The organism is Zetaproteobacteria bacterium (assembly GCA_003696765.1).
GTDB lineage: Bacteria > Pseudomonadota > Zetaproteobacteria > Mariprofundales > J009 > RFFX01.
Map to the genome: position 1 here is coordinate 1 of RFFX01000067.1, position 13,874 is coordinate 13,874.

The 13,874-nt window shown below is 68.8% G+C and carries 17 protein-coding genes; 2 read left to right on the forward strand and 15 right to left on the reverse strand.

Annotation, left to right across the window (positions count from 1 at the left end; genetic code table 11):
• Positions 1-529 (forward strand): dihydrolipoyl dehydrogenase (locus D6682_06525; GenBank protein RMH50569.1); only part of this gene is annotated, 529 nt, incomplete at its 5' end.
• A 50-nt stretch (positions 530-579) separates the two neighbouring features.
• Here the strand turns inward: D6682_06525 and D6682_06530 are convergent.
• The 15 genes from D6682_06530 to D6682_06600 form a co-directional block, all read right to left on the reverse strand.
• Positions 580-1,605 (reverse strand): lipopolysaccharide heptosyltransferase family protein, encoded by a 1,026-nt coding sequence (locus D6682_06530; protein RMH50570.1) that lies wholly within the window; start codon positions 1,603-1,605, stop codon positions 580-582.
• Entirely contained in the window at positions 1,602-2,582 is a 981-nt protein-coding gene (waaF, locus tag D6682_06535; GenBank protein RMH50571.1) for a lipopolysaccharide heptosyltransferase II, read from the reverse strand. The genes D6682_06530 and waaF overlap by 4 nt, the downstream gene beginning before the upstream one ends.
• Positions 2,583-2,724: 142 nt before the next feature.
• Positions 2,725-3,414, reverse strand: a complete 690-nt coding sequence (locus D6682_06540) for a sterol desaturase family protein (protein ID RMH50584.1) — start codon at positions 3,412-3,414, stop codon at positions 2,725-2,727.
• 144 nt (positions 3,415-3,558) lie between these two features.
• Positions 3,559-4,560 carry a biotin synthase BioB gene (gene bioB, locus D6682_06545; GenBank protein ID RMH50572.1) on the reverse strand — a complete coding sequence of 334 codons (1,002 nt, stop codon included), beginning with the start codon at positions 4,558-4,560 and terminating at the stop codon, positions 3,559-3,561.
• A 136-nt stretch (positions 4,561-4,696) separates the two neighbouring features.
• A complete protein-coding gene (locus D6682_06550) occupies positions 4,697-5,305 on the reverse strand; it encodes an NUDIX hydrolase (GenBank protein ID RMH50573.1) in 609 nt (202 codons plus the stop codon).
• Positions 5,302-5,808 carry an acetolactate synthase small subunit gene (ilvN, locus tag D6682_06555; protein ID RMH50574.1) on the reverse strand — a complete coding sequence of 169 codons (507 nt, stop codon included), beginning with the start codon at positions 5,806-5,808 and terminating at the stop codon, positions 5,302-5,304. Before ilvN ends, D6682_06550 begins: the two co-directional genes overlap by 4 nt.
• A 25-nt stretch (positions 5,809-5,833) precedes the next feature.
• A complete protein-coding gene (locus tag D6682_06560; protein ID RMH50575.1) occupies positions 5,834-6,724 on the reverse strand; it encodes a sensor histidine kinase in 891 nt (296 codons plus the stop codon).
• Positions 6,666-7,361 carry a PAS domain-containing protein gene (locus D6682_06565; protein RMH50576.1) on the reverse strand — a complete coding sequence of 232 codons (696 nt, stop codon included), beginning with the start codon at positions 7,359-7,361 and terminating at the stop codon, positions 6,666-6,668. The genes D6682_06560 and D6682_06565 overlap by 59 nt, the downstream gene beginning before the upstream one ends.
• Complete coding sequence (locus D6682_06570; protein RMH50577.1) at positions 7,358-7,972, reverse strand: hypothetical protein; 615 nt, start codon at positions 7,970-7,972, stop codon at positions 7,358-7,360. The genes D6682_06565 and D6682_06570 overlap by 4 nt, the downstream gene beginning before the upstream one ends.
• Positions 7,969-8,346 (reverse strand): response regulator, encoded by a 378-nt coding sequence (locus D6682_06575; GenBank protein RMH50578.1) that lies wholly within the window; start codon positions 8,344-8,346, stop codon positions 7,969-7,971. Before D6682_06575 ends, D6682_06570 begins: the two co-directional genes overlap by 4 nt.
• Positions 8,347-8,362: 16 nt before the next feature.
• Complete coding sequence (locus tag D6682_06580) at positions 8,363-9,820, reverse strand: hypothetical protein (protein RMH50579.1); 1,458 nt, start codon at positions 9,818-9,820, stop codon at positions 8,363-8,365.
• On the reverse strand, positions 9,817-10,566 hold the full coding sequence (locus D6682_06585) for a nuclease (GenBank protein RMH50585.1): 750 nt from the start codon (positions 10,564-10,566) through the stop codon (positions 9,817-9,819). Before D6682_06585 ends, D6682_06580 begins: the two co-directional genes overlap by 4 nt.
• A gap of 26 nt (positions 10,567-10,592) precedes the next feature.
• A complete protein-coding gene (locus tag D6682_06590; protein ID RMH50580.1) occupies positions 10,593-11,147 on the reverse strand; it encodes an oligoribonuclease in 555 nt (184 codons plus the stop codon).
• A 15-nt stretch (positions 11,148-11,162) separates the two neighbouring features.
• On the reverse strand, positions 11,163-12,341 hold the full coding sequence (locus D6682_06595) for a hypothetical protein (GenBank protein ID RMH50581.1): 1,179 nt from the start codon (positions 12,339-12,341) through the stop codon (positions 11,163-11,165).
• Positions 12,338-13,066 (reverse strand): DNA-binding response regulator, encoded by a 729-nt coding sequence (locus D6682_06600; protein RMH50582.1) that lies wholly within the window; start codon positions 13,064-13,066, stop codon positions 12,338-12,340. The genes D6682_06595 and D6682_06600 overlap by 4 nt, the downstream gene beginning before the upstream one ends.
• A gap of 601 nt (positions 13,067-13,667) precedes the next feature.
• Between D6682_06600 and D6682_06605 the strand changes: the two genes are divergently transcribed.
• On the forward strand, positions 13,668-13,874 hold a 207-nt coding region (locus D6682_06605), incomplete at its 3' end, for a hypothetical protein (protein ID RMH50583.1).

Below are 13,874 nucleotides of genomic sequence, written 5' to 3' on the forward strand. Positions count from 1 at the left end.
CAACACCATCGCGGTGGACGACTACTACCGCACCGACCACCCCGGCATCTACGCCATCGGCGATGTAATCGGCGCGCCGGCGCTGGCCCATGTCGCCAGTCATGAGGGAATCGTCTGCGTCGAGGCGATCGCAGGACGCAATCCCCACCCGATCGACTACGAACGCATCCCCGGCTGCACCTACTGCCAGCCGCAGGTCGGCTCGATCGGCCTGACCGAGGCGGAGGCGGCAGAGCGCGGCATCGCGGTCAAGATCGGCCGCATGCCCTACGCCCCCAACGGCAAGGCGCTCGGCCTGGGCGAGAGCGAAGGGCTGGTCAAGACCATCTTCGATGCGGAGAGCGGCGAGCTGATCGGCGCCCACATCGTCGGTGCCGAGGCGACCGAGCTGATCGTCACCCTGGGGGTGGCGCAGACATTGGAGACGACCGAGGCGGAGCTGATCCACCACATCTTCCCCCACCCCACCCTCTCCGAGATGATCCACGAAGCGGTGCTCGACGCCGAGGGGCGCTCCATCCACCAGTAAAGCCCCCTCCCCCTCCGCGGCCGAGCGGAGAGGGACCATCCCCCCCCTTCCTACGGTGAATCGACGTCGAACAGAGCGGCGGCGATCCGCTCCACATCGAGCGACGGCAGGCAGACGAAGCGATCGCAACGGCGACGGAAACAGGGACCGCACGGTACCTCGGACACCACATGGCGATCGGCAGTACCCAGTGCGCCCATCCGCTGCGGCGCGGTCGGCCCCCAGAAGGTGACCGTGCGGCAACCCACCGCCGAGGCGAGATGGCTCACCCCGGAGTCGGGGCCGACATAGCCGCGGGAGCGCGCCAGCAGCCCGGCCAGCTGCGCGATCGGCAGCCGTTCGTCCGCCGCCCGCACCCCGGTGATCCCCTGCGCCACCGCCTCCGCCCGCAGCTGCTCCTCCCGACCACCCCACAACACCACCACCGGCGCCCGCGCGGCGAGCAGCGGCAGCAGCCGGCGCCAGCCCCCATCGGGCAGCCGCTTGGTGGCGTAGCTGCCGCCGATATGGCACAGGATGAAGTGCCGCGGCAGCCGCCAGCGCCGCACCACCTCCTCCCCGGCGGCGCGCAGCGCATCGATGCCGTGCAGCCGCGGCGGGCGATAGGGCAAAGGCTCCTCCGGCACCCGATCCGGAGCGGGGCAAAACGGCGCGGCGGCGATGCGACGGTAGCACTGCACCACATGGCGCTCCTCCGGATGGAAGGCGACCGGCCGAACCAGCAGGCGGTTGGGCCACTCCGGGCTCTGGCGGCGGTCGAAGCCCCAGGCCGGCGCCCCGACGGCGCGCGCCATCAACCCCGACTTGATCAACCCCTGCAGCTCGAGCACGCCGTCGAAGCGCTCGGCCCGCAGCGCCCGCGCGCAGCCCCATGCCCGCCGCCAGCCGCCCCGTCCCTTCATCCGCACGATGTGCGGCCGCACCTCCGGCGGCAACAACTCGGCGACGAAGCCGTAGCGGGCATCGATCAGCCAGTGGATCTCCCGCACCTCAGGCCGGGCCAGCAGATCGTCGAGTGCGGGCAGAGCGTGGATGATGTCGCCGAAGGCGGAGAGCTTGATGATCAGGAGCTTCACCCGGCAAGCAGCTCCTCGACGGCTTGCGCCACCTCCTCCGGAGCCAGCGCCGCCATGCAGGGGTGCCCCGCCACCCGACACTCCCGCTGCAGACAGGGCGAGCACTCCGCCGGCCGGTAGAGCAGGCGCACCTGCGGCCCGTCGGGGGCGGTGCGGGCCGGATCGGTGGCGCCGAACAGGGCCACCACCGGCCGGCCGATGCCGGCGGCGACATGCATCAGCCCGGAGTCGTTGCACAGCAACAGCCGACAGGCGGCAAGCAGCCGCAACGCCTGGGCAAGCGTCGTCCGGCCACAGCCGTTCCACCCCTCCGCCCCACGGGGAAGCACCGCCTCGCCGATCGCCCGCTCGGCCGCAGTGCCGAGGATGAGCAGTTGCCGGCCTGCGGCCGCAAGCCTGCGCGCCAGCAGATGGTAGCGCTCCGGCGGATAGCGCTTGGCGCCGCCGAACTGCGCCCCGGGGGCGATGGCCACCACCCGACCGGGATCGAGGCCGTGGCGGCGCAGCAGCGCCTCCCCCTGTTCCACCGCTTCCTGTGGCACGCTCAATGCCACATGCCGGCGGGGAATCGGCAGCCCCATCTGCGCCACCAGATCGAGAAAGTAGTCGCGATGGTGCTCGCGCATCATGTCCAGAGCCGGCCGGGGGGCACGGGTGAGCAACGCCCTGCGCCACTGGCCGCGAAAGCCGATCCGCTCGGGGATGCCGGCGCGCCAGGCCATCCAGGCGACACGGATGCTGTGGGGGAAGAGCACGGCCAGATCGCCGTCGCGCGGCATCGCTTCGGCGGTGGCCACCGCGCCCAGACCGAGCCATGGAGCCAGCTCGGCAAGCCACGGCCGGCCGACCAGCGTCACCCGCGCCGGTGCCAGCCCGGCGACCAATGCCGCCATCGCCGGCTGGGCCATCACCACATCCCCCAGCCAGTTGGGCGGATGGATGACCAGATGGCCGCCCGGCCTCAACCCGCCATCCATGTTTCGATCGCGAAAAGTCCGCCCATGAACTTTTTGCTTGACGGAAAGCGAAAAGTGCGATTTACGCTTTCCTTACAAATCCCTCGCTTGCTTACGCAAGCTCTTGATTTGCGTGACCGTCCTGGTCGCGGATGCCGGCTTCTCATGAAGCCGCCATCCAAGGAGCGCGCAACATCCAGCCCAGCCGGCCGCAGGCGGCGGGATCGCGCCACTGCTGCAGACCGATGGTCATCCCCCGCTGCCCGCCGCGGGGGGCGGCGCGGTAGCTGCCGAAGAGGCGATCCCAACAGGAGAGGTTGAAGCCGAAGTTGCTGTTGTACTCCCCGGCGACCACCGAATGGTGGATGCGATGCATGTCGGGGGTGACCAGCCAGCGGCGCAGCGACCGTTCGATCCGGCCGGGCAGGGCGATGTTGCCGTGGTTGAACATGGCCATGCCGTTGAGCAGCACCTCGAAGCAGAGCACGGCCGTCGCCCCCGCGCCGATGAGCGCGATCGCCGCCACCTTGATCGCCATGGAGAGGAGGATCTCCAGCGGATGGAAGCGCAGCGCGGAGCTGACATCGAGGCGGGGGTCGGTGTGGTGGACGCGGTGCAGCCGCCACAGCAGTGGCAGCCGGTGGAACAGCCGGTGCTGCCAGTAGATCACCAGATCGAGCAGCACCACGGCGAGCAGTCCGGCCAGCCAGCCGGGAAGCGGCACCATGTGGAGCAACCCCCACGGCCAGAGCGCAGCGAAGCCGGCCGCCCCCAGCGGAAAGAGCAGCCGCAGCAGCAGCACATCGAGCGCGAGCAGGGCGAAGTTGCCCGGCCAGCGCACCCGGCGCACCATCGGCTCGCGCCGGCGCGGCGCCCGGTACTCCCACCATCCGATCGTCGCGAGAATGAGGAGGAAACAGCCCGGCCGCACGAAGGCGGCCACCTCAACCGACAGCGGAGTCTCCACCTGGTCCGGGCCGGCGAGGCCGCAGGAGGATCAGCAGAGGGCGCAATCGAGCCGCCGCTCGGAGGGGATTGCCTTCCCTTCCGCGCCGCGCAGGCCGAGCCGGGCGAAGAGCGCCTCGTCGTGGGCCACGTCGGCGTTGTCGGCGGTGAGCAGCTTCTCGCCGTAGAAGATCGAGTTGGCCCCGGCGAGGAAACAGAGCGCCTGCGCCTCGTCGCTCATCGCATGGCGCCCGGCGGAAAGCCGCACTCTGGAGCGCGGCATGGTGATGCGCGCCGCCGCGATGGTGCGGACGAACTCCAGCACATCGAGCGGCTCGGCATCGGCCAGACCGGTCCCGGCGATCGGCACCAGCATGTTGATCGGCACCGACTCGGGATGGGGCGCCATGCGCGCAAGCTGCACGATCAGACCGGCGCGGTGGCGGCGGCTCTCGCCCATGCCGACGATGCCGCCGCAGCAGATGCGCAGGCCGGCGGCGCGGACATGCTTCAGCGTATCGAGCCGGTCCTGATAGCGGCGGGTGGAGATGATGGTGCGGTAGAACTCGGGATCGCTGTCCAGGTTGTGGTTGTAGTAGTCGAGCCCGGCCGCGCGCAACGCCTCGGCCTGCTCGGCGTCGAGCATGCCCAGCGTGGCGCACGCCTCCATACCGAGATCCTTGATCCGACGGATCATCTCCAGTACCCGGGCGAAGGCGCGCCCCTTGGTCGGCGCCCGCCAGGCGGCGCCGATGCAGAAGCGGGTCGCGCCGGCCTCCCTGGCCCGGCGGGCGGCGGCCACCACCTCCTCCACCCCCATCAGTCCCCGCGAGGGCACCCCCTGCTCGTTGTGCACACTCTGAGCGCAGTACTTGCAATCCTCCGGGCAACCGCCGCTCTTGACCGAGAGCAGGCTGGAGCGCTGGATCTCGTTGGGGTCGAAGACGGCACGGTGGACCTGCTGCGCCCGGAACAGCAGGTCGTTGAAAGGAAGCTCCATCAGCGCCATCACTTCATCGAGCGACCAGTCGTGGCGCGGCACGGCAGCGTTCATGGTCGGAGCGCAAAACGTCCGTCCGTGGACGTTCTGCCCGGCGAGGATCGAAGAGCGCGCTCTTCGATTCCCTTACAAACCCTTCGCCTGCCTCCTGCGCAAGCTTCGGATTTGCGCGGCCCTCCCTGGCCGCGTTTCAAGGCTCCCCCCTTCCTGCCGCGGCACCCACCAGCGGCGGCACCCCGAAGGCACGCTGCAGGGCGATGATCGGCAGCGCCGAGTTGATGCGACCGTCGGCGACCATGGCCATCGCCTCCTCCACCGCCACCCAGCGGCGGCGGATATCCTCCCCCTCCTCCGGCACGCCCAGATCGTCGCGCGCGGGTCGATCGCGCGCCACCTCGGCGAGAAAGAGGGTGACCTGCTCCGAGCAGGCGCCGGGCGAGGGATACCAGCGCGGCGCGCCCAACCGCCGCAACCGCCCGACCGCATAGCCCGCCTCCTCCAGCGCCTCGCGCCGCGCCGCCTCTTCCGCCGTCTCCCCGGGGTCGATCACGCCGGCGACGATCTCGACCAGCCACGGCCGGTCGCCGCGGGCCATCGGCCCGACGCGGAACTGCTCGAGCAGCAACACCTGCCACGCATCGGGATCGTAGAGCACCACGCCGACCGAATCGCCGCGCTCGAGCAGCTCGCGCCGCACCGACATGGTGCCGCCGTCGAAACAGTCGTGGGTGATGTCGTAGGCATCGACGGTAAACCAACCGCGATAGCGGCACTCACGCCGCACGATAACGCAGTTCATCCTGTTTGCTCTTCGACCACGAACCCCTTGCCGCCGCGCCGCATCCCCACCGGGCCGGTGCGGGTCATCTCGATGATGCCGATCGGCTTGAGCATGCGCAGGAAGGCGTCGATCTTGCCGCACTTGCCGGTCAACTCGAGTGTGTAGCTCGTCTCGGAGACATCGACCACCTTGGCGCGGAAGACCTCGGCCATGCGCAGCACCTCGGCGCGGGTCTCGTCCCGGGCATGCACCTTGACCAGCACCAGCTCGCGCTCCATGTGGGCCAGACGCGAGATGTCCTCGGTCTTGATCACCGGGATCAGTTTGTTGAGCTGCTTGTTGATCTGCTCGATGATGCGCTCGTCACCACGGGTGACCAGCGTCATCCGGCTCACCGTCTCATCGAGGGTGGGCGCCACGCTCAGGCTCTCGATGTTGTAGCCGCGGGCGGAGAAGAGGCCGGCGATACGGGTGAGCACGCCCGACTCGTTCTCCACCAGGATGGTGATGGTATGTCTCATGAACCCCTCGTCCCGTGTTTCGATCTCAACCGGCCAGCGGCAGCCAGAGCGAAACGGTGGTCCCCTCCCCTTCGGTCGAATCGACCGTCATCACCCCGCCGAGGCGGGCCATGTTCTCCCGCGCGACGGTCAGCCCCAGCCCGTTGCCTTGCGGCTTGGTGGTGAAGAACGGCTGCCAGATCCGCTCCATCAGCCGCCCGGGAATGCCGCAACCGCTATCCGCCACATCGAGGCGGGCCACTCTTCCCCGACCGCGCAGCGGCTCGGGCACCGCCGACTCCTCCTCCGGCCCGAACGAGACGGCGATGCGGGGCCGCTCGCAGCCGGCCAGGGCGTCGACCGCATTGTCGGCCACCGCGGTCAAGACCTGCTTGAGCAGCGCGACGTCTCCGCGCATCGGATAGTGACCCGGCTGGAGCTGGAGCTGCAGCTCCACCCCCTCGGGCAGCTGCGAGCGCACCTCCTTGCACCACTCCTTGACGAAGGGGAAGAGCGGCAGCACGCCGGAACCGTCCTCCTCCCCACGGGCATAGACCACCAACCCCTGGATGATCGCGGTCGCCTCCTCCAGCGCCTCCTCCAAGGTCGCCAGCCGCCGCATCGCCTTCGGATCCTCCCGCACCGCCTTGCGCAGCAGGTAGGCGTTGCCCACCATGCCGGAGAGAAGGTTGTTGAAATCATGGGAGATTCCCGCGACCATGGTGCGCATCGCCTCGTGCTTCTTGCGCTCCTGCAGATCGTGGTTGGCCAGCTCGTAGTCGGTGATGTCCTCCATGGTCAGCACCGCATGCAGGATGCGCCGCCCCTTGCGCAGACGAACCGGTGCGGCGCTGATCGAGGCGGGAAAACGGCTCTCATCAGGCCGGATCACCACCACCCGACCGCGCCACGGCTCGCCGCTGGAGATCGCCCGCATCACCTCGCGATGGAGCTGCTCCCCCCTGGTCGGTGCGCAGGATCTCAGTCAAGAGCTGCCCCTTGACGGAGGGGATCTCCAGCTGCGCCAAGCGATAGAACATCGGATTGGCGTACTCCAGCCGCCCGCGATGATCGACCACCAGGATCGCCTCGGCGGCGTTGTCCATCCCCGCCGCCAGCATCATGTTGATCCGGTCGCTCTCCCGCCGCAGCCGCACGGTGCGCCTGAGCTTGACGTTGGCCTGTTGCAGCCCCCGCAGGTTGGCGATGTGGTCGGTGCGGTCGACCACCGAGAAGAGCGCCATGGTGGCGCCGTCGACGGGGAGCGGGCAGACCACCGTGTCCTGCTGGCGGAACTCCCCCGGCTCCTTGCCGGGGCAGGGAATGATGTAGTGGTGGATCGCGGCGGAGAAGGTGACCGGAGAACCGCGAGCGATCACTGCCTCCACCGGTCGGCGGTAGCGATCATCCTCCAGCTTGGGGGCCAGCGCGATCAGCGGCCGCCCGACCGCATCGGAGGGGTCGATCCCGCTCCAGCGGGCGATCACGCTGTTCCAGTGGCGCACCACCAGCCCGGCGTCGGCCACCACCACACCCTCCTGAACGTGATCGAACAGGGAGAGATCGACGCTCATCCGGCCGCCTCCTCCAGCCGCGCATCGACCGCGCGCAGGAAGTCCGCATGCGAATGGAGCGCGAACATCACGACGATCAGCCCCTCCATCTCGGTGCGGGAGAGCGACAGCCGGGCACGCGCTACCAGAAAGGCGGTGTCGCCGTCATCGATCAGCCCTTCGGGGCCGCCATGCAGGAAGCGCGGCACCTGATAGCGTACCTCCATCCCCAGGATGTTGGCCAGCGTCCCCATCACCCCGTTCATCAACACGTTGCCCACCTCGATCAACACCGACTCGCCGATCGTGTCCAGCCGGGCGTCGGCCTCGTCGCCAGCATCCCCGTCGCCCAGCATCGAGGCGAGCAGATGGGCCGAACGGGGGGTGAAGGCGAGTGCCGCGCTTCCATCCATGTCGCCGGAGAAGGGCATCTGGACGACCACCAGCCGTGGCTCCTCCATGGTCTGTTGCATCCAGGAGAGCGCCTCGGTGCCGCTGCGGCAGAGGCGCAGCTCCGGTACCTGCAACCGCACCCGGCGGCGCACGAAGTCGTTGAGCGTCGCCGCCGCATGGCCGGCGCCGATGTTGAAGAGCTCGCAGATAAAATCACGCTGCTCCTCGCTCAGCATCATGATCCGTCCCCCTCCCCGCTCTCCAGTGCGCGATCGACCGCGGCCAACAACGGCCCCTCTTTCGGCGGCTTGTTGAGAAAATCGACCGCCCCCAGATCGAGGCAGCCACGACGCACCGACTCCTGAATGTCGGCGGTCAGCACGATCACCGGCAGCCGGCTGCCCTGCTTCTTGAGCCGACCGAGCACGCTGATGCCGTCACGCTCCGGCATAACCAGATCGAGCAGCAGCAGATCGGGCTGAACCCCATCGAGCCGGCGCAGACAGTCATCGCCATTGACCGCCTCCTCCACCGAGTGGCCGCCCCGCTCGAGGATGGAACGGATCAGCCGCCGCATGTAGGCCGAATCCTCGGCAATCAGTATCCGGGCCATCTTCCCTCCGCCTCAGTCAGCGCACCAGCTTGACCACCTCGCCGTCGTCCGGCCGCTCCTCCGGATCCATACCGTTGAGCACGGCCAGACGGCGGGCGGTGAACGGCCCGAGCACCATGCCCGAACGCCGGGCCAGCTTCCGCCAGCTGTCGCCATGGCGCCAGTGACAGAGCGTGATCACCGGAACGGCGCCGTCGCGCGAGCGGCTGTAACGGTGGAGCGAGGCGACGATGGTGTCAAACTGCCCCTGCCAGCGCGCCGCCTGATCGCGCGGCGCCCACAAGGCGAGCAACAGCGCCCGGTCGCGCTGCAACCAGACCGAAAGATCGACCCGCGCTTTGCTGACGTGCGGCTGCGACAGATCGGCCTGCACCCGCGCCCAGCGCCACGGACCGCGCACCCCGCTTTGGATCGGCCCGCGTATCCGCCGCTCCGGAACCAGCTTGCGCAAGAGCCCGCGAGCGGTGGTCCGCCGGGCCAGGCTGCGCAGTGTCAGGCGGAAATAGACCGGCTGCCTGCGTACCCGGGCGGTCAGCGCATCACGCCCGTTGTGCAGCACCCACCCTTCGGGGAAGGCGAGCGCCAGCCCCAGTTTGGGATGGATGAAGCGCCGACCGAGGATGGCGCCTTCCCGTGCACTGCCGGAATAGGGGCGCCCCTGAAGCTGCTGCAGCATGGCCAGATGGGAGGCGTGCCGATCCTCTCCGATGCGTGCCGGCACCCGTAGCCGCGCCACCGCCTCGCGGATGCGCTTCTCGGTCTCCGGATGGCTGGCGAAGGCGCCGTGGTAGACCTCGACCTTCTCTCCAGCGTCGCGCCGCTCCTCCCGACGGAGCTGCTCGATCCGTTTGAGCGTCTCCAGCAGCCGCACGGTGGCGCGCGGATCGTAGCCTGCGGCACCGAGGTAGCGGATGGAGAGCTCGTCGGCCTGCAGCTCCTCCTCGCGGCCGTATCCCTGCACCACCGCCAGCGCCAGCATGTCGGTCAACTGCCCCACCCCCTGCGGAACCGGCAACAGGATGGAGGCGATCGCCTTCCCCAGCTGGTAGCTGCGGATCTGGGTATAGCGGGCCACGGCGTGTCGGGCGGTGACGTGGCCGATCTCGTGGCCGAGTACGGCGGCCAGCTCCGACTCGTCGTTGAGGTGGATCAGCAGGCCACGGTGGAGGTAGATGTAGCCGCCGGGAAGGGCGAAGGCGTTGATGGTGTCGTCGTCGATCACGTGGAAGCGGTAGATCAGTTCCGGTCGGTCCGAACTGCGCGCCACCCGTTGCCCCACCCGGTCGACGTAGCGCACCAGCGGATCTTCCGCCGGCAAAAGCGGCAGCGTCTGCTCGAACTTCGCCGCCATCTCGCGGCCGAGCTGCAGCTCCTGCTGCTCGCTCATCAGCACGAACTCGTGCCGCTTGCTCACCGGATTGACCGCGCATCCGGCGGCAAACAGCGCCAGCGACAACGCGACAACGATTCTCACGGGGCAACCTCCAGATCGGTGGGGGCGTGCAGCGAGATGAACCAGCCACCCCGGACGCCGGCGCGAATCTTGCCACGAACCACCACCGGATCACCCCGCTGCACCGGCAAGGGAAAATGGAAGTAGTCGCGAAACTTCTTCGGCACCGTGACATGGAGCGCACCGAGGTAGAAATCGCGTCCGCGCCGGCCGACCCGATCCACCCGCCCGCGCACGAGGCGAAACTGGCCGAGCAACCCCGGGCGCAACTCCCCGGCATCGAGCACCCGCCAGCGCGGATCGGCCCAGATCCCCCGCCCGGCACCTCTGGCACGCCGCTCCAGCCGCAACAGGGCGGCCGCCCAACGCAGGTTGGGCACGAAGGTGTAGACGTGCGCCCACCCCTGGGCCACCATCCAGCCGTTGATCCACGTCCCGTCCCTGGTGTAGACCTGCGCCAGCAACCTGCCATACACGTCGCGCCGCTCGCGGTCGAAGGCCAGCCGAACCACCCGGCCGGTGATGCGCCGGCGCAACGCCTCCCCGGCGGCATCGCCGAGCGGCTGGGCCGGCGCGTCGCGATGGGCCACCTCCGGGGCGTTGATCCCCAGCAGGCGTACCCGCTCGCCGTCGAGGGTGCGGAAGGTGTCCCCGTCGAAGACCTCGGCCACGGTCACCCAACGGCCGCTGCCCACGGTGGAGAGGGTGCCCGCGCAGAGCGGCCGCGGCGACCCCGGTGCCAGGAGCAGAGCCGCCGCGAAAAGCAGCCACGCCGCGGCACCGCGTCGGCGGATCAACGTCTGGGGAGGAAGGCGACGCTCCGGTAGTGGCGCAACTCGGCGATCGACTCGCGCACATCCTCCATCGCACGGTGCCCCTCCGCCTTCTCCGGCACCGCCTCCGGGCCGTACCAGCGGGAGACCAGCTCCTTGACCGTGCTGACGTCGATGATGCGGTAATGGAACCACGCCTCGAGTTCCGGCATGTAACGCCGGAGGAAGCGCCGATCCTGATGTATCGAGTTGCCGCAGAGCGGTGCGCTGCGCCGCTCGGTGTGGGCGGCGACGAACTCCAGCGTCCGCCGCTCCGCATCGGCCAGCGAGACGGTGGATGCGCGCACCCGTTCGGTCAGCCCGGAGGCGCCGTGGTGCGCGCGACACCAGGCATCCATCCCCTCCAGCACCGACTCGGGCTGATGTACCACCAGATCGGGCCCTTCGGCGACGATCTCGAGCTCGTCGTCGGTGATCACGGTGGCGATCTCCAGGATGGTATCCCGCTCCGGATCGAGCCCGGTCATCTCCAGATCCAGCCAGACGAGCTTGCTTCTGGTCGCCGCACCGCTCATGGGGGCAACTGTAGGCTACCGTTCCTGCGGTGGCAATGCGGCCGGGATCGCCATCGTGACCAGGAGCCCGCAAGGGAGGTTGTTGCGGATCTCCAGCCTGCCACCGCAGCGTTCGAGCTCTTCCGCCACGATGGCCAGCCCCAATCCATGGCCTCCGCCGGCACGGCTGCCGTCCAGGGTGAAGAAGCGCTCGGTCAGCCGGGGGATCTTCTCGCCGGGCACCCCGCAGCCGACGTCGGCGACCGACAACACGACCCCTCCATCGGTCGCATGCAACCGGATGGTCACCACACTGCCCTCGGGGGCGTGGCGGATGGCGTTCTCCACCACGTTGAAGAGCACGCGGTCGCAGGCATCCCCGGCCATGGCCACCCGTTCGGGCAGCCCGTCCGAACACTCCAGCCGCAACCGCACTCCGCGCGTTCCGGCGTAGTCCCGCGCCTCCTCCACCACCTGCTCTGCCACGGCCCGCGGGTCGCACACTCCGCCCCGCCGCCCCCCCTGGCCGGCGCGGGCCAGCTCCAGCAAGCCGTCGAGCAGCCGGTTGACCCGGCGCGCCGCCCGCCGGATCGCCGCGATCGACTCCGTGCGCACCTCGGGAATCTCCCCCATCGCCGCCAGGGTGTCGCTGTAGCCGATCAGACTGGTCAACGGAGTCTTGAGATCGTGCATCAGGTTGACGAAGAGCCGCTCCCGCTGCTCCTGCTGCCGCAGCGACTCGCTGATGTCGTTGCCCAGAAGCAGTGCCTGCCCCGTCCCCAGCGGCAAGAGCTGCAGGGCGAAGCTGCAGGAGTCGCCTGCACCGTCGCCCTCCACCTGCAACACCGGCAACGGCGTGGATGCCGGCAACGCATCGAGCGCCCGCTGCAACCGCGCCCCCCACTCCGGATCGCGCTTCATCTGGGCCACGGAGAGCGGCTCCTGGGCGCCGTCGTCGGGGATCGGCAACAGCTCCCGCGCCCGTGGATTGGCCCACAGCACCCTCCCGGCCCGATCCATGCGCACCACCAGGCTCTTCAGCCGGCCAAGCATCACATCCATCTCCTGCTCGCGCCGGTCGATCTCCGCCTCCAGCATCCGCCGCTGCTGCCGCAGCCGGTGCTGCTCCTGCCGCAGGCGACGCCGGAGCAGCCACGCAACCGCCGGCACCGCCAGCAGCGCCACCGCGGACAGCCAGGGCCACACGCCGCTCACTCCTCCGGATCGCTCCCGATCGAGGAGGGGGGACGATAGCAATACCCGACCCCCCGCACCGTGCGGACACACCCCTTCAGCCCCTGACGCTCGAGCGCCTGACGCAACCGCTTGATGGTCACATCGACCGTCCTCGGCTCGACGAAGTGGTCCACCCCCCACACCTCGTCGAGCAGCTGTTCCCGACTGCGCACCTTCCCCGGCCGTTTCATCAGCGCCTTGAGCAGGGCCAGCTCCATCGGCCGCAGCTGCAACTCCACGCCGCCGACCAGCACCGCCATGCCGTCGTCGGAGAGCACCGGATCCACCCCCCGCGCCACCGGCTCCGCCTCCGAACCGGCGCCACCGTGCCGCTCCGCCCGGCGCAACAGCGCCTCCACCCGGGCGAGCAGCTCATCGGGATCGAACGGCTTGGGCAGGTAGTCGTCGGCACCGTCGCGCAGACCATAGACCCGCTCCCGGGTCGTCCCCAGCGCGGTGACCATCAACACCGGAACGGCCGCAGTCTCCTGCCGGCGCCGCATCCAACGCAGCAACTGCATCCCGGAGATCCCCGGCAACATGCGATCGAGAATCACCAACCGACAGCGGTGCCGGAGCAGCCAGTCGCGCGCCCGGTCGCCATCCTCGACCACCGTGCACGCAAGCCCCTTGCGATGGACAAGCTGCAGCCGCATCAACCCGGCGATGTCGGGATCATCCTCAACGATCAGGATATCGGTCATGTCCGTGACACGAAAACTCCGTCCGTGGGCTCTTTGCCGGTTGCAAGGCGGCAGCGTCCTGACGCATCCGCCGATTCGCCTGCCCGCGCACCATGCCAGAGAAGTGTGACACGGTGATGACATCGAGGCAACCGCCATGGACGGCTGCACAAAACGGGAGCTTGCGCATGCAACCGACGGTTTTGTGAGGGAGTCTTCGACTCTTGTGCAGCCAAGACGTCCACGGAAGGAAGGAGTCGTTGCGGTCCGATCACGGATCCCTGCCTGTGATAACGGTGCAACAATCGCCGGACCTGCCGAACTTGTCGCGATCCCTCCGGGCGGATAGCCTTGCAAAGGGGCGCGACGGATCAAACCACAAACCACAAAACTCCGTCCATGGCCGTCATGCTTCCGCCGACCGTCGAACGTGCTCGCGACGGAATCAGGCGATGCCGGCTCCGCAAGAAGCCGGCATCCGCGACCAGGAGGCAGGGTCGCGCAAAACGGGGGCCTGCGCATGCAAGATACTGTTTTCAGGGCGACCGAAGAACACGTCCTTCAGCTTATACCGTGAAGCCGAAAACGTCCACGGACGGAGTTGTTGCGGTCTGATCAGACGATGAAGTTCCCCTACGGTGTTTACGATTTCCAGACGATCATCGAACAACGGCTGTTTTATGTCGACCGCACCGCCGCCATCCGAGACATCGAGGAGGCCGGCTATCAGCTGCTCTTCCTCCGTCCGCGCCGGTTCGGCAAGTCGCTGCTGCTCTCCATGCTGGAGAACTACTACGATCTGGCCAAGGCGGAGCGGTTCGACGCGCTC

Coding starts and splice junctions, on each gene's coding strand:
- ilvN (RMH50574.1), bottom strand. CDS start 5,808: ATGAGACATACCATCACCATCCTGGTGGAGAACGAGTCGGGCGTGCTC.
- bioB (RMH50572.1), bottom strand. CDS start 4,560: ATGAACGCTGCCGTGCCGCGCCACGACTGGTCGCTCGATGAAGTGATG.
- D6682_06600 (RMH50582.1), bottom strand. CDS start 13,066: ATGACCGATATCCTGATCGTTGAGGATGATCCCGACATCGCCGGGTTG.
- D6682_06540 (RMH50584.1), bottom strand. CDS start 3,414: ATGGTGCGCCGGGTGCGCTGGCCGGGCAACTTCGCCCTGCTCGCGCTC.
- D6682_06550 (RMH50573.1), bottom strand. CDS start 5,305: ATGAACTGCGTTATCGTGCGGCGTGAGTGCCGCTATCGCGGTTGGTTT.
- waaF (RMH50571.1), bottom strand. CDS start 2,582: ATGGATGGCGGGTTGAGGCCGGGCGGCCATCTGGTCATCCATCCGCCC.
- D6682_06570 (RMH50577.1), bottom strand. CDS start 7,972: ATGATGCTGAGCGAGGAGCAGCGTGATTTTATCTGCGAGCTCTTCAAC.
- D6682_06560 (RMH50575.1), bottom strand. CDS start 6,724: ATGCGGGCGATCTCCAGCGGCGAGCCGTGGCGCGGTCGGGTGGTGGTG.
- D6682_06575 (RMH50578.1), bottom strand. CDS start 8,346: ATGGCCCGGATACTGATTGCCGAGGATTCGGCCTACATGCGGCGGCTG.
- D6682_06565 (RMH50576.1), bottom strand. CDS start 7,361: ATGAGCGTCGATCTCTCCCTGTTCGATCACGTTCAGGAGGGTGTGGTG.
- D6682_06590 (RMH50580.1), bottom strand. CDS start 11,147: ATGAGCGGTGCGGCGACCAGAAGCAAGCTCGTCTGGCTGGATCTGGAG.